19 protein-coding genes, 1 tRNA gene and 1 pseudogene are annotated in these 13,183 nt (G+C 41.0%); 15 read left to right on the forward strand and 6 right to left on the reverse strand.

Translation table 11 applies throughout. The features are described from left to right. Positions 1-153 precede the first annotated feature (153 nt). From N7974_RS11875 to N7974_RS11890, 5 genes are all read right to left on the reverse strand, one after another. Positions 154-600 carry a hypothetical protein gene (locus N7974_RS11875; protein ID WP_262965823.1) on the reverse strand — a complete coding sequence of 149 codons (447 nt, stop codon included), beginning with the start codon at positions 598-600 and terminating at the stop codon, positions 154-156. A gap of 172 nt (positions 601-772) precedes the next feature. Next, positions 773-1,069, reverse strand: coding sequence for an ISAzo13-like element transposase-related protein (locus N7974_RS20765; protein ID WP_394813115.1), 297 nt, complete (start codon positions 1,067-1,069; stop codon positions 773-775). 676 nt (positions 1,070-1,745) lie between these two features. Next, on the reverse strand, positions 1,746-2,933 hold the full coding sequence (locus tag N7974_RS11880) for an LBF_2804 family protein (RefSeq protein WP_262965824.1): 1,188 nt from the start codon (positions 2,931-2,933) through the stop codon (positions 1,746-1,748). Positions 2,934-2,955: 22 nt separating this feature from the next. Next, positions 2,956-3,444: a DUF6790 family protein gene (locus N7974_RS11885; protein ID WP_262965825.1), complete on the reverse strand. Its 489-nt coding sequence runs from the start codon at positions 3,442-3,444 to the stop codon at positions 2,956-2,958. Between the two features lie 201 nt (positions 3,445-3,645). Continuing rightward, a complete protein-coding gene (locus N7974_RS11890) occupies positions 3,646-4,182 on the reverse strand; it encodes an OmpA/MotB family protein (RefSeq protein ID WP_262965826.1) in 537 nt (178 codons plus the stop codon). Positions 4,183-4,686: 504 nt separating this feature from the next. Here N7974_RS11890 and N7974_RS11895 point away from each other — a divergent pair. Then, positions 4,687-5,245, forward strand: a pseudogene (locus tag N7974_RS11895) (IS630 family transposase); the annotation flags it as partial. A gap of 246 nt (positions 5,246-5,491) precedes the next feature. Here the strand turns inward: N7974_RS11895 and N7974_RS11900 are convergent. Beyond that, positions 5,492-5,587, reverse strand: a tRNA-Leu gene (locus N7974_RS11900). A gap of 209 nt (positions 5,588-5,796) precedes the next feature. Here N7974_RS11900 and N7974_RS11905 point away from each other — a divergent pair. From N7974_RS11905 to N7974_RS11970, 14 genes are all read left to right on the forward strand, one after another. Continuing rightward, positions 5,797-7,011 (forward strand): tyrosine-type recombinase/integrase, encoded by a 1,215-nt coding sequence (locus tag N7974_RS11905; protein WP_262965827.1) that lies wholly within the window; start codon positions 5,797-5,799, stop codon positions 7,009-7,011. A gap of 9 nt (positions 7,012-7,020) precedes the next feature. Then, positions 7,021-7,251, forward strand: coding sequence for a DUF433 domain-containing protein (locus N7974_RS11910; RefSeq protein ID WP_262965828.1), 231 nt, complete (start codon positions 7,021-7,023; stop codon positions 7,249-7,251). After that, on the forward strand, positions 7,248-7,580 hold the full coding sequence (locus N7974_RS11915; protein ID WP_262965829.1) for a DUF5615 family PIN-like protein: 333 nt from the start codon (positions 7,248-7,250) through the stop codon (positions 7,578-7,580). Before N7974_RS11910 ends, N7974_RS11915 begins: the two co-directional genes overlap by 4 nt. Before the next feature lie 53 nt (positions 7,581-7,633). Then, positions 7,634-7,822, forward strand: coding sequence for a hypothetical protein (locus tag N7974_RS11920; protein WP_262965830.1), 189 nt, complete (start codon positions 7,634-7,636; stop codon positions 7,820-7,822). After that, the gene (locus tag N7974_RS11925; RefSeq protein WP_262965831.1) at positions 7,806-7,973 is read left to right on the forward strand and encodes a type II toxin-antitoxin system RelE family toxin; all 168 of its coding nucleotides are present in this window, start codon (positions 7,806-7,808) and stop codon (positions 7,971-7,973) included. The genes N7974_RS11920 and N7974_RS11925 overlap by 17 nt, the downstream gene beginning before the upstream one ends. Before the next feature lie 14 nt (positions 7,974-7,987). Beyond that, positions 7,988-8,062, forward strand: coding sequence for a hypothetical protein (locus N7974_RS11930; protein ID WP_262965876.1), 75 nt, complete (start codon positions 7,988-7,990; stop codon positions 8,060-8,062). A gap of 123 nt (positions 8,063-8,185) precedes the next feature. Beyond that, on the forward strand, positions 8,186-8,836 hold the full coding sequence (locus N7974_RS11935; RefSeq protein ID WP_262965832.1) for a hypothetical protein: 651 nt from the start codon (positions 8,186-8,188) through the stop codon (positions 8,834-8,836). A gap of 93 nt (positions 8,837-8,929) precedes the next feature. After that, a complete protein-coding gene (locus N7974_RS11940) occupies positions 8,930-9,178 on the forward strand; it encodes a helix-turn-helix domain-containing protein (protein ID WP_262965833.1) in 249 nt (82 codons plus the stop codon). A 2-nt stretch (positions 9,179-9,180) separates the two neighbouring features. After that, positions 9,181-9,336 (forward strand): hypothetical protein, encoded by a 156-nt coding sequence (locus N7974_RS11945; protein ID WP_262965834.1) that lies wholly within the window; start codon positions 9,181-9,183, stop codon positions 9,334-9,336. Further along, complete coding sequence (locus N7974_RS11950) at positions 9,336-9,752, forward strand: DNA primase (protein ID WP_262965835.1); 417 nt, start codon at positions 9,336-9,338, stop codon at positions 9,750-9,752. Before N7974_RS11945 ends, N7974_RS11950 begins: the two co-directional genes overlap by 1 nt. Beyond that, complete coding sequence (locus N7974_RS11955) at positions 9,749-11,302, forward strand: YfjI family protein (RefSeq protein WP_262965836.1); 1,554 nt, start codon at positions 9,749-9,751, stop codon at positions 11,300-11,302. The genes N7974_RS11950 and N7974_RS11955 overlap by 4 nt, the downstream gene beginning before the upstream one ends. Next, entirely contained in the window at positions 11,292-11,768 is a 477-nt protein-coding gene (locus N7974_RS11960) for a hypothetical protein (protein WP_262965837.1), read from the forward strand. The genes N7974_RS11955 and N7974_RS11960 overlap by 11 nt, the downstream gene beginning before the upstream one ends. Beyond that, entirely contained in the window at positions 11,765-11,938 is a 174-nt protein-coding gene (locus tag N7974_RS11965) for a hypothetical protein (RefSeq protein ID WP_262965838.1), read from the forward strand. Before N7974_RS11960 ends, N7974_RS11965 begins: the two co-directional genes overlap by 4 nt. 170 nt (positions 11,939-12,108) lie before the next feature. Continuing rightward, complete coding sequence (locus tag N7974_RS11970; RefSeq protein ID WP_262965839.1) at positions 12,109-12,687, forward strand: hypothetical protein; 579 nt, start codon at positions 12,109-12,111, stop codon at positions 12,685-12,687. Positions 12,688-13,183 lie beyond the last annotated feature (496 nt).

Raw genomic sequence — 13,183 nt, forward strand, 5'->3', positions numbered from 1 at the left:
GGCATTAACAAACTGCCTGCAAATATCGGGTAAACCGATATGAACTCCAGGCAATTTTTTTAAGCTTGCCAAAATACGAGTCCACTCTTCATCACTTAATGTTATCCGCTTCATTTCATTCAAAACGGCTTATTCTACCGGATTGGTGAAACGTCAACAGAACCTAGAGAACAACCCCAACTTATCTTCTGTTAGTTTCCTTTGTTGTATCTCGGCTTTTAGTTGAGCAGTGCTCGGTAAAGACAATAGTCGAGGGGTTGCCCAAAACATCAGCACAGCGGCGGCGACTGAAATAAAAGCTGTCAAGGCTTTGATCCAACCATCCAGCCAGTATAAAGGTATCCAGATGGTGATTGCCGAGAATAAATGCGTAGTGCCGCAGGCGAGGATAAATCCGGCAAACAGGATAAACATCCACGGATAGGGCAAATCTTTACGCTTCCGGATAAAATAGACAAGCGCCAAGGGAATGGAATAATAGGCGAGGGCGATTAGCAAATCCGAACTAACGTGCAGCCAGAGTAATACGGGACTCCATGACAGGCAATAGCCGTGGGGAATAAAGTCTTTGATGCTAAAAAGGTCAATGAGTGCTTGCATTTTGTCTAGGATGAAGTGTGAGTTTTTTTGGTAATTTAAGATAGTGTAAAACTAAACTGACAGTCTAATTCTAAATAAATTGGCTGTAACAGGGTTTTTGGGAGAGAGTTCGGTTAAGGTAATCGTAAAGCCATAAGGTACTGGTTTCCGTACATAAGGCGATTTCCTGAAATTAATTTACCCATCTGATGGGCCGAATCATAATGTCCCATTTGGGCAAGATTGGGTTACGTTCCAGTCTGGCTTCAATCGCTAACATCGTTTTCTTAGACAGTGAAATTCGTTTTTGATAAATCGTCTTGCTTAATTTGACTACTCGCTTTAAGCCCTTCCAAGTCATGCTTTTTGCCCATTTCAGCATGTTATCAACGGTTACCAACTTCGTACCATTCCAATGTTGCTCCAAAATACCCCAGCAGGGCTCAATTGGATTGTACTTGCTGTGGAAAGGCGGACAATTTATTCCCATACTTGTATGCTCACAGCATTTAGACCGAAAAACAATACGTATAAATACCTAATAAGCACAAACTCAAAAAATAGGCCGCCTAAATATTCAGTCGCCAGTTAACTTTATAAATCGAAAAAACCGTTTAATAATTTCCGATCACACAATGCTTGCTATTGAGTCGAGAAATTAATGTAATTGATAAGAATTGGCTCGCGGCTTTACGAGAGTAAGCGACCATTCAGGAGCTTGGCTCAGATGACTCCAGTTGGCCGTACTTATCCTGTCGGGTAGAAGCATAATATTTATTTTCGGGTATAAGGTATTGAACAAAAAGCCAGTTAAATTGTATTCTGAGAGCAACCAGATAGTGAAGATACCGTCATGAGCCACCCTATAAATTTATTACGGGTCATATTTCAGGACCCTATCAGCGGTAACATCCATTGGCGTGAAGTGGAATCTTTGCTTCATCGCTTGGGGCCAGTGTCGAACCCAATTATGGAGGCCGTTTTCGTGTCATTCTGAATGAGGTTGAAGGTATTTTGCATCATCCGCATCACGGTAGTGTTTGCAATAAGCAAGACATTAAGCATCTGCGTGAATATCTGATGCAGGCTGGTATCAGTCCTTCACTTTACGACGTGTAAACAGACAAATAGCACTCTGAACCCGTGTCCATTTTAGGGTAAATTTTTTAGCCAGGCTCAAAATCAAGCAAGCACAGTTGTTTGGCTTTATGTAACCGTCCGCTTAACAACGCCTGTTTAAGGGCTTCAATACGCAGCATATAAACTTCAGTTTGTTCACCAAAAGCTTGCCGCAAATGGTGACGTTCCAGTCTCGACAAATGACCATCAAAAGCGGCAGATACACTGAGTAAATCAAGAATAAAATAACGTTCCCGCAGGCTGACTTCATTGAGTAAGGTTAAAAAATCTGCCCAGTTATCATATTCACAACGCTCATCTGTTTCGAAGTTTTTGCACAGCTCAATTAGTAAAACCAACATATTAGGATGATGATTTTGTGATAAGACCATCATGGTGGCGACAGCGCGAATAGTGCCTTCTTTGGCTTTAGCCGATAACTGGGAAATAAATTCGGGCTGCATTATTTCATCGGTAATATGCCGCGCCAAACGATTGCCAAATAATCGTAACCGGGCTTCTCTGGCGACTTTATACATGACGACCGCATCCCAAATACCGGTGACAGGTATCGCAACCCAGGCAAAACCTAAACGTGAACCGCCTTTGCCAAAAACACGTACGCAAACAAATTTAATGAACAGGCTACTTAACAGCACTTTTGCTTTGTATAACAGGCCTATAAACAATAAACCGGATTTCGGTACGTGTTTAAGCGGATCAATACCAAGGTAGTGAATAACGGGATCAGGGACTTCCAAAGCGGCTCTGGCCAACATATTAGGCACAGTATAAGCATCGGTTAAAAACGGATCGTCATGCAAATCATGATGTCCCGTCAAGCAGGCAAGCTGGTGTACGGTTCTAAGTCCCAACCAAAATAATACCGTCATTTCAAGTGCCAACATGGCGCTGATCACGAGCAGATAACCAGTGTAGTAAAGAAAGTCATCCAGGCGTCCCGCATATTTCCATTCAAACCACACACTAACTATCGTCGTTAAAGCGCCAATACTAAAAGCAATGAAAGCAGCCAAACGAGTAATATTATTGGCCGCTGAACACAGACTATCATCCGATGGCAAATCATCAATTGCTACCAATGTCTCTACGTTGGTACTACCGGCTTTTTTAGCCAGATATTGATAATACTTAACTCCCCTGTCTTCTAAAAAACCGGCAGGGTTTTTGCGCTGAAAATTCGATTTTTTGGTAGTTAAAGTACTTTGTGACATAAGGATTGTTGAGTTAATAACGCTACTGATGTAGTGCTTGAATCATGTGAGGCACTAAAATTGTAATTAAGAGCAAGGACATTACAGGACGAAGTAAATTGACTGTTTTCATATTGTGATCTTTAATCGCACTAACTGCATGGTTTGCTGCAGAGAAAGTGAAGAACATCAACATAACCGTAACTATCGTTGAATCAGCATATCTCCCCCAATCCAATACATAGACGAGAACGGCCGTAATAGCCGTAGCGGCATTATTTAGTCGCGATTGAATTTGATAGGCTTTGTTGGGTATATAGCCAATCTTTTCCGAGGCGGCATCTCCAAATAACAAACCCTCCAAAGCTACTGTCCCTGACATTAATAAAACAATGAATGGACCCATGATGTGGAATCGTGAAATTGGATCGTTACCAAAAAAGTAAGCAAAAAATATAATGAAGCTTATTCCTAAAGGCCGGATCCATTCCATCATTGAGACTAATTTCTTGTTATCAAATTTTGGCATCATTCATTATCTGTGTGGATTCTAAAAATTCCGGCCGGAAATATAGTATACCAATCACTGGCTACGTCATGTATGAATGCTTTTGTTGAGGGTTGTCTGATGCCTGTCGATACAGACAAGTAATATCTTACTCATAATTAAAGATCATACGAGGTATTGCAAAGCCACCATACGGTGGCTTTATTTCATATCTGAGGATGGTTATTAATTACCTGGTCCCACTAAAGTGATCTCAATACGGCGATTCTGCGCTCTGCCATCAGCCGTGTCATTACTGGCAACCGGGTTGTTTTCACCAAAGCCTTGGGCTGAGATAATAGTAGGATCGACGCCTTTCTTGAGCAAATAATCAACCACTTCATCAGCACGTTTGGATGACAAATCGAGATTTGAGACGATACCCTGACGTTTAAGGTGGCTTCCGATTGGGATATTGTCGGTATATCCGGCAATCACAACCTTGGTTTGATGCAAAGCCGATAAGGTGGGCACCAACTTGACAAGAACTGACTGGGCAAAGGCACTTAGTTTATATCCCCCTTCCGGAAACAGAAGATTATCCAATAGTGTAACTTTAAGTTCTCCCTCAAGCAGAACAATCTTTGCCTGATCAGCGCTAAAAGCCCCTTCCAATTGATCGTATTGCTGTTGCAAGGCGTTATAACTGCTTGTTGTCGTAACACATGCGGTTAATAAAACCAGCACGAGCAATCCCAAGAATTTTGTAATTATCTTGTTCATTTTTTTGTCTCCCATAGTGTTTTGGATAAAACTGTGCGATGTTTAGCGATAGACATAGATAGTTAAAAAAGCTAGTCAACCGAGAATATTAAGGATTCTTTATCAACTTGGCTATGGCTTTCAATGCTTAACCAAGCAGGCAAGATTAACAGTAAAGTCCAATCGATTGCAATGTCATAGTTTCAGTCACTATCGACCGGAATATCCTTCCTCAAATCTGCAAGTGTTAATGGCCTACACCAGGCCACTCATCCTGATCCGAACGAGTGACTTGAGATTAATCAAAAACGATCATACTGAGTAAATTAATGGATAGTTAATCGATAACGACAAGGGAGAGGAGGAAGCAATTTTTACCCTCCATTGAGTAATGAGGTCTGAGATTCCAACACCATCAGCCTTAAAGCGGTTCAACTCATCAACGTTATCACGATTCAACGCAGGTAAAATGGTTTCTGGTAGAAGATCAAAGTTCACAATACATACTCTTTGATCCGTAATGAAAAGCCTGGCACGGTCGCTCGGTACGACACGGAATATGAACGTAATGGTGTGAGTAATGTTTTTATGTTTTTTGAACAGTTATAGGGTAAATGGTTTGTTGAGGTGACCGATCAAAGAACGACTATTGATTGGGCACATCAAATTCGTAACCTGGTTGATATCCATTACCCTCAGGCTAAACGTATTACCCTGGTTATGGATAATCTGAATACCCATACTGGAGCCTCTTTTTATATAAGGCATTTGAGCCAAAAGAAGCGAGAAGAATTCTTGAAAAACTGGAAATACACTACACGCCCAAGCATGGTAGCTGGTTAAATATGGCTGAAATAGAATTAAGCATCCTGTCGCGGCAATGTCTGGATCGCCGTATTCCAGACCAAGAAACTTTAAAACAGAAATTTCCGCGTGGCAAGAAAAAATAAATGCTATTGCTCGGCCTTATATCTTGATTCTGATCCCTCAAAAGACCAGAATCTCCGATTGGTCATCGGGAGAATGGCGATTTACCACTGAAGATGCACGGATAAAACTGAAGAAACTTTATCCGATATTATAAGATTGACTGAGTACTATAGACTTTTAGAAATTAAACTTCGATAACATGATGATTTAGTTCACACGGATAACATCCCTTAAAGGGATGGTATCCGATAGCATAGAAATTATTTATCTGAAAATCTATAGGATGTATTTTAAGACTAGTCCATTTTTATAAGTGCATCAGGATTGTATCAAATGGAAGGGGATTGAATTTCAGGCATAAAAAAAGGACTGGGCTAAAAGCCTAAGTCCTTGTTTTTTATGGTGCCTCGGGCCGGAATCGAACCGGCATGACCTTACAGTCGAGGGATTTTAAGTCCCCCGACACGCGATTTTTCTAGCCTGCGTACTATCTGGCTTTATGCCATGAAAGCATTGTCATTGCTGTATTTGTCACATTACTTGACATTACTCAAGTATTCTATAATATGCCTAAAACACCGTTTAAAAGTTACCCCGGAGTTACCCCGGATTTTAGACTTTTTTACAAAAAAATCCCTAAGTCGTATTTGTATAAGTTCCCCGACTGAATAACAGAATTGCCGGGGTAACTTTGGAGTATTTAACATGGCCGAAAAATTTAATTTCACACAACAAAGAATCGAAAAATTACCCATGCCTGAAAAGGACAGGAAAGATTATTACGATACCGATAATAAAAAATTAATCTGCCGGGTTAGCGCCAGTGGCAATAAAACATTTTGCGTATTAAAACGCACCTCGGATGGTAAGCTTCAACGGGTTACTTTGGGGAAATGTTCCGAGGTGACAGTTAAAGAAGCGAGGGATAAAGCAACAGCGGCATTATCTGATTTAGACAATGGCATTAATCCCGCTGAAAAAAAACGTATCGAGAAAATAAAAAAGATTACCTTGTCTGAATTGATGGCCCAATACATCGACCAAAAGGGCTCAAAATTAAGCGCCGGTACAGCAAACGATTATCGAAAAAAACTAGGTGAGGGTTTTTCTGGTTGGTTGGATAAGCCGGTTAATTCAATTACTCGTGAAATGGTGGCCAAGCGACACAAGGCACTACCGGGCAATAGCACCTCCAAAGATAACAAGATGCGAATATTACGACTTTTAATGAACTCAGCATTGGCATTAAAAATCATCGAAGAAAACCCTTGTGATGTTCTTAAAAAATCAGAGCTGGATTTATGGAGCAAGCCCACACGCAAAAGTCGTATTATCCCTGCCGATAGTTTAAAAGATTGGTATAGTGCCGTTTTGCAACTCACTAACTCCAAAGCAAAAACCTATTTGTTGCTATTGCTTCATACCGGGTTAAGAGCCAATGAAGCCTTACATCTGGAGTGGAAAAACGTAGACTTTAAAAATGATACTGTTACGGTGATGGACACTAAAAACCACAGTAACTTTACCACCTACATTCCCACGCAATTAAAGCCCTATTTGCGCAGTCTTCAAGAATTGACTGGTAACAATAGCTTTGTTTTTCCCGGCGACAATCAAGAAGGAACAATGGCAATACCCCGGTGGCCATTAGATCAGGTTACGCTAAAAACCGGTATTGAGTTTAGTAGCCATGATTTACGGCGCACCTTTGCCACCATTGCCGAAGCATCCCTATTGCCTGAAACAATCATTAAGCGTTTGCTGAATCACACCACGGATAACTGTGTAACTGGCGGTTATATCCGTACTGAATCAAATACCCTGAAACAGGCCATTGATCGTATTGCCGGGTTTATTCAAGAACACGTTACCCCTGATATTGAGAACATTGTCAGTATCAATAAATCAATTACCAATTAAGGAGCAACCATGAATATTGACTATCACACCATTATTACCATTGAACCCGGCAAACGTAGCGGAAAACCCTGTATTAGAGGTTTGCGCATTACCGTTGATGATATTCTTGATTGTTTTGCCGCTGGCATGACTGAACAAGAGGTTTTAGAAGATTACGATTATTTAACTCAAGATGATATTAGGGCGTGTTTTTCTTATGCAGCCGATAGAGAGCGTCACACCCGAGTTATTACCGGATGAAATTATTATTTGATGAAAATCTATCGCCTAAAATGGTGATGGTTTTGGCTGATGTTTTTCCTGATTCCGCTCATGTTGACCGAATTGGATTAGGCGGTGGTTCCGATGATGACGTGTGGCGTTATGCCAAAGAAAACGGCTTTATGATCGTGAGTAAAGATTCTGACTTTTATGAAAAAAGCATTTTATACGGACACCCACCCAAAGTAATTTTAATAAAACGCGGCAACTGTACTAACCGACAAATTCAACTGATACTGAGAAATAAAGTTGAACTGATAACAGAGTTTTATCAAAACGATGATGTTTCATTTGTTCGTATCACTTAAAATTGAAAACATTGTCAGTATCAATAAATCAATTACCCATTAAGGAGTAACTAATGAGTGCACAGCCACAATATATAACCAATGCCGATGGAGAGAAAATATCTGTTATCTTGTCTTTAGCCGACTATCAAGAATTGCTTGACGACCTAGAGGACTTGGCAGCTATTGCTGAACGTAAGGACGAAGCAACCATACCTTTTGAAACCGCACTAAAAGAAATCGGTTATGACGTACGAGATTGAGATCAAACAAAGCGCACAGAAAGAGCTGGCAAAATTACCGCGAAGTATTGCCGATAAGGTTATCAAAAACATCAAAGCCCTTACCAACGACCCACGACCTAATGGCTTTAAAAAGCTGGTAGGCCAGACTATACCTATCGAATCAGAATAAATGATTATCGTGTAGTGTATTCAATCTTCGACCAAAAACTTGTAATTCAAGTAATTAAAATTGCACACAGAAAGCAGATTTACAAATAAACATCAACTATCGCACCTGATACAATCAAATTTAACCGGATAGCTCGACGGGGCAATAAGCGGGATTCATCCCCCGCTTCCGGTTACTACCTTTCAGGATGACTTACGCTTTGATGGAGTGTTATGAGCAACAATCCCGACTACGATCCGGAACTTTATTACCGGTCGCAAAGAAATAATATGGAATCGAAGCTAAAAGCAGACGGTGAGCCTGATTCGCCAATAGATGAAGCTCTTTTTATTATTGAATGCCTTGCATTAAGAATCGGACACAAATCCTATCTGCAGGATGTTAACAATAGATTGATTAAATATCTTGAGGCCGGATTACCTTTGCCTCCAGGATTGAATCAACACTTAGTTACTCAGCTCAAGTGTATTTCCAATGGTGAGGACGCTAACAATGTTTTTAATATCATAGGAGGAAAAGGAACTAAAGTAAGTCATGCCCTAAGAAATAGGGAAATTTACGATTTTTTAAAAAGATTGGATAGGAAGGAATACTCGCTGAATGGCAGCAGAAAAAAGAAGTCCGCTTTTGAATATGCAGCGAAGTATTTTTGTACCAGTGAAGGGACTGTAAAAAAGGCTTATGAAAGAGAATCTATGAGTCTACAACTCACCAAGTCCATTCAAGACAAGCTAAATAAAAAAAATGAAACAATGGTTTTGAGTATCATCATCAATGAGTTTAAACATTATCAAGCCGAAGGTGGAAGTATGTTATTAATTGACTTTGCAGAACAGAGGCTTGGACTTATAAACCGTACCTAAAAATAAACTACTTATCTTTGGGTATGCTTTGCAATCCAAAGTTCTCCAAAATGACCACTAATTAAACAAATCCCTAGAGGGAGAGTGGTCAGTATGGCAGCAACAATCCGTAACATTTCATTAGACGACAATATTATTGTCGATACTTTCGAAGCATCAATACTTATTTGCACACCTGAAAAGTCATTGATTAAATGGCGCTCCACTGGTGAACACAATATTCCTTTTATTAAGATTGGTCGTAATGTCAGATACAGGACTAAAGACTTAAGAGAATGGATAGATGCGCGTGTTCAGGGCGGTATTGTAGATCGTAAAGCAGCATCAAGAATCGGAGTTTAATCATGGACAGATTAGGCACTACCCGGCAGGAACCGGGCAGCAAGAACAAACAACCTCTTTATTCTATCAAAACCCGCTTAAAACTTCATATTATTGCAATCGTAATCAATCTAACGGCGGTTGTCTTTATTATTCATTTGTTGTCGGGTGGGTCCTAATGAGTATTGATACCCTGCTTTCAAAATTAGATAAGGTCAAGCCAATCGGTAACGGTAAATGGCTGGCACTTTGCCCAGCACATCCCGACAAGTCGCCTTCACTAGCAATCAAACAAGCCGATAACGGAAAAATCTTAATACACTGTTTTGCCGGATGCCAAGTTACGGATATTGTCGCAGCGGTTGGAATGGAGTTATCGGACCTTATGCCCGAAAATCTTACTTACCAGAAAGGCAGCCGGCCACCCAAGTTCAATAAATACGAATTATTTGATAGATTGGTTTTTGAGTCAGTCATTTTGAGTATGGGCATTAGGCAGCTTTTAGCAAAAGAGGATTTATCTACAGAAGATTTGTCGAGAGTGCTACTTGCTGAAAATACCATCAATGGAATTGTTCGGGAGGTAAGACAATGAGCTTAGAAGATAAAAGTATTCAGTTTATAAATGAAGATCCAAATAATACTGAAATCATACCTCCTGCTACTTCTGCTACTTCTGCTACTTATGAGCCCGAACCACTACGCGCTCCATTACCAATAGCGGCAGCTTATCCGGTCGAAGCTTTAGGCGATGTATTAGGCAAAGCAGCACAGGCGCTACAGGAAACCGTAAAAGCTCCATTGGCGCTATGTTGTCAGGCTGTACTTGCAAGCGCATCACTGGCAGCACAAGCGCATTTTGATGTTATGTTGCCATGGGGACAAACAAAACCATTATCTTTATTTTTATTATCGGTCGCTGAATCTGGAGAGCGTAAATCTGGTATTGATGATGTTGTTTTGGGTGCGGCAAAAGCTCAAGAGCGCGAAGATATGGCCGGCTATCAAATTGAGCAAGAACAGTATGAAGCGGATTTGGCACGCTGGAAAGCAGAAACCGAGCAGCAGAATAAAAAATCAGCAACCAAGAGTCAGGCAGCAAGCGATTTTGCAGCGGCAGCGACGCACGACAACCCAAAACCCAAAGCGCCTATTATGCCGTTGCGATTTGTCACAGAACCTACGGTCGAGGGTTTATATAAATTGCTGGCAGTTGGTCAGCCCAGTGTCGGGCTATTTTCTGACGAAGCCGGCCTGTTAATTGGCGGTCATGCCATGAATAGTGATAATGCTTTAAAGACCATGGCGCGGTTGTGTAAATTTTGGGATGGTGCTTCATTTGACAGGGTACGAGCTGGGGATGGTAGCGGCAGTTTATACGGTCGTCGTCTGGCTATGCACCAACAAGCGCAACCTGATGTTATGGCAAAACTATTATGTGATCCCATGGCTAACGGTCAGGGCTTTCTTGCCCGTTGCTTGGTAGCATGGCCTGAATCGACTATCGGGACAAGGTACATTGATAAACTTGAATGGTCGGGAGATCGTAGCGAGCTAAAGCGCCTATTTGCTGTACTAACGGGATTAATGCAAGCAGAGCCACGGACCGCAATGTCAGAGCAAGAGCTTGATCCGGTAGCGTTGCCACTAGATGACGATGCCAAGCAAATGGCTATCGAGGCAATGAATCAATTTGAAACGCTTATGCAAAGTGGCAATGATTTATTTGAAATTAGGGAGCGCACAGCAAAAGCGGTAGAGAATGCGTGTCGTATTGCTGGCGTGTTAGCGGTCATTGATGCTGGTATGGCTACGCGGTCCATTAGTGCAAAGCATCTTGTACAAGGCTTAACACTTATTCAGTGGTACTTAAAAGAGGCGTTACGCATCCGAGGCGCTGCGGTTGTATCTCAAGCGGTAAAAGATGCTGAATCATTATCCAAATGGCTAGATGAGCAAGGCATACGGGTTTTTAGATCAAAGCAAGTACAAACACGAGGGCCCAGTCAGTTACGCCCCAAACCACGCTTTCAAGCCGCTGTAAAAGAACTTGTCGATAATGGTTATCTGCTACTCAATGAGCCGAACACCACCGTTGATAATGTAAAAGCCAAATTATCATGGAGAGTTATTCATGTGGTTTAACCCGTCGGAATTACTAATTAAGGAAATCATACCCCCTGCTACTTTCGCTACTTCTGCTACTTTGGAGGTAGAGAGTAGCAAAGTAGCAAGAGTAGCAGCACCCTTGCCAGTGAAAACCAATAATTCAGATTTGGAAAGTAGCAGAGTAGCAAGAGTAGCAGCACCGGACAATCAAACTTTTGTCAGTTGCGGAAAATGTCTTTATTTCAAATGCAATAACGAGCATGGCCGTGGTGCTGGCAGTTGTAACGCTGGTGGTGATTATGGTCTTTGGTCGGAATCATTACACCAATGCACCAAGTTTGATGCTGTAATCGAATATAAAGATTATGTCGTTAACGATAATGCCTTAACAGTCATTTGCTTTACGCCAAACGGGAAACCACTAAAGGTACAGGCAAGCAGCACAGAACATGCCGAATATTTGCAGCGGATGAACTCAAAGCCAGAGGAAATAAAAACATGAGTAACAATATTATTTTGTTTCCAGTAACCGACCATAAACCAGTTTATAGTCCTGCAATGCAGAAGGCGTTCCATGCCGTTGATAATTTAATCGACGATGAAAGAGAAGCCATGATTGACTGGTTATTTTTAATTGGTTACGGCGAAAAGTCACCGACAGATAAAACTTAAACATTAATCAAAAACGCCCATCATAAATTTATGCTTATGGTGGGGGCTACCTGCTCAAATAACAACGAGAAATACATCAATGGATAATTACCAAACCTATTGGCTGGAGCAACAAAAAAAGAAAGCCGAACAGCCGAAACCTGATGATAAATTAGATGGGACTAAAATAAATGGCAGCTAAAAAGAAAGTACCGGAACAGAAAGCGGTAACAGTTGATAAGAAAATAGACGATGACCTTGTAGCGCAAGCATACATACAACCGATAACTCAGGCCGCTTTTACCATTGAGAAATGGCAGTCGGAACTTGATTTGAGTGCGTTAAGTACAGCATTAGTAAAGGAGGTGGAAAAAGTAGCCAGTGGAAACATGAGACGACCCGAAGCCATGTTATTGAGTCAAGCTCATACACTTGATCAACTTTTTAACAGTTTGGCGCAAAAGGCATTTACGCAGACCCACATGCCGCACTATGAAAGTTTTTTAAGATTGGCATTTAAAGCACAGGGGCAATGTAGGGCAACGATTCAAACATTATCAGATATAAAAAACCCATCCGTTGTTTATGCCAAGCAAGCCAATATTGCAAACGGGCACCAGCAAATTAACAATGGTGTTCCTGCACCTCGTACGGAAGATAAAAAAAATCAGCATAACGAACTATTAACGGAGTTACCCAATGAGACACTGGACAGCAGAAGAACGGGCGAAACAATCAGCATTGATTCAGAACTGGCGACCATGGGATAAGTCAACGGGAGTGCGGACACCCGAAGGAAAAGCGGTATCTTCAAGGAATGCCTACAAGGGCGGCGTAAGGACGCTATGTAAAGAAATGAATACTTTGCTTCGTGAACACAAGGAGATGATGAAGCGGTTTGATTAATTGTAAGAATAGATAGGGCATGGCAACAGTTATAAATATATAAATAATAACGATGTAATAATTTAATATTAAAAGTCAGATAATGCTTTTTTTTATGCCTTATGCTTTCTGATATTCATTATATTATATTTATTGACGTTCACACCTGAAATCAGTGACAATCGAACTGCCTTTTATCGTATAGGCAACTATTGAACACACAAGATAAATGAACTACATCAATCTGGATATGGTTTTTTTGTGGGTTTTACTTTGGAAGACAAACGAAAGGCATAGAACAATGATTCGATTTAAACAAACGGCAATGGTGGCGGTAGTTAGTTTAACGAGAGTGTAAAAAAATCTGTGTAAACTGCCTCT

Source organism: Methylobacter psychrophilus (assembly GCF_025583945.1).
GTDB classification, from domain to species: Bacteria; Pseudomonadota; Gammaproteobacteria; order Methylococcales; family Methylomonadaceae; genus Methylobacter_C; species Methylobacter_C psychrophilus.

What these genes read in the sequence shown, in the direction of transcription:
- N7974_RS11890 (WP_262965826.1), bottom strand. Translation starts at nt 4,182, where the DNA reads ATGAACAAGATAATTACAAAATTCTTGGGATTGCTCGTGCTGGTTTTA.
- N7974_RS11875 (WP_262965823.1), bottom strand. Translation starts at nt 600, where the DNA reads ATGCAAGCACTCATTGACCTTTTTAGCATCAAAGACTTTATTCCCCAC.
- N7974_RS11920 (WP_262965830.1), top strand. Translation starts at nt 7,634, where the DNA reads ATGAGTGCACAGCCACAATATATAACCAATGCCGATGGAGAGAAAATA.
- N7974_RS11880 (WP_262965824.1), bottom strand. Translation starts at nt 2,933, where the DNA reads ATGTCACAAAGTACTTTAACTACCAAAAAATCGAATTTTCAGCGCAAA.
- N7974_RS11910 (WP_262965828.1), top strand. Translation starts at nt 7,021, where the DNA reads ATGAATATTGACTATCACACCATTATTACCATTGAACCCGGCAAACGT.
- N7974_RS11940 (WP_262965833.1), top strand. Translation starts at nt 8,930, where the DNA reads ATGGCAGCAACAATCCGTAACATTTCATTAGACGACAATATTATTGTC.
- N7974_RS11915 (WP_262965829.1), top strand. Translation starts at nt 7,248, where the DNA reads ATGAAATTATTATTTGATGAAAATCTATCGCCTAAAATGGTGATGGTT.
- N7974_RS11945 (WP_262965834.1), top strand. Translation starts at nt 9,181, where the DNA reads ATGGACAGATTAGGCACTACCCGGCAGGAACCGGGCAGCAAGAACAAA.
- N7974_RS11925 (WP_262965831.1), top strand. Translation starts at nt 7,806, where the DNA reads ATGACGTACGAGATTGAGATCAAACAAAGCGCACAGAAAGAGCTGGCA.
- N7974_RS11965 (WP_262965838.1), top strand. Translation starts at nt 11,765, where the DNA reads ATGAGTAACAATATTATTTTGTTTCCAGTAACCGACCATAAACCAGTT.
- N7974_RS11905 (WP_262965827.1), top strand. Translation starts at nt 5,797, where the DNA reads ATGGCCGAAAAATTTAATTTCACACAACAAAGAATCGAAAAATTACCC.
- N7974_RS11885 (WP_262965825.1), bottom strand. Translation starts at nt 3,444, where the DNA reads ATGATGCCAAAATTTGATAACAAGAAATTAGTCTCAATGATGGAATGG.
- N7974_RS11960 (WP_262965837.1), top strand. Translation starts at nt 11,292, where the DNA reads ATGTGGTTTAACCCGTCGGAATTACTAATTAAGGAAATCATACCCCCT.
- N7974_RS11955 (WP_262965836.1), top strand. Translation starts at nt 9,749, where the DNA reads ATGAGCTTAGAAGATAAAAGTATTCAGTTTATAAATGAAGATCCAAAT.
- N7974_RS11970 (WP_262965839.1), top strand. Translation starts at nt 12,109, where the DNA reads ATGGCAGCTAAAAAGAAAGTACCGGAACAGAAAGCGGTAACAGTTGAT.
- N7974_RS20765 (WP_394813115.1), bottom strand. Translation starts at nt 1,069, where the DNA reads ATGGGAATAAATTGTCCGCCTTTCCACAGCAAGTACAATCCAATTGAG.
- N7974_RS11935 (WP_262965832.1), top strand. Translation starts at nt 8,186, where the DNA reads ATGAGCAACAATCCCGACTACGATCCGGAACTTTATTACCGGTCGCAA.
- N7974_RS11950 (WP_262965835.1), top strand. Translation starts at nt 9,336, where the DNA reads ATGAGTATTGATACCCTGCTTTCAAAATTAGATAAGGTCAAGCCAATC.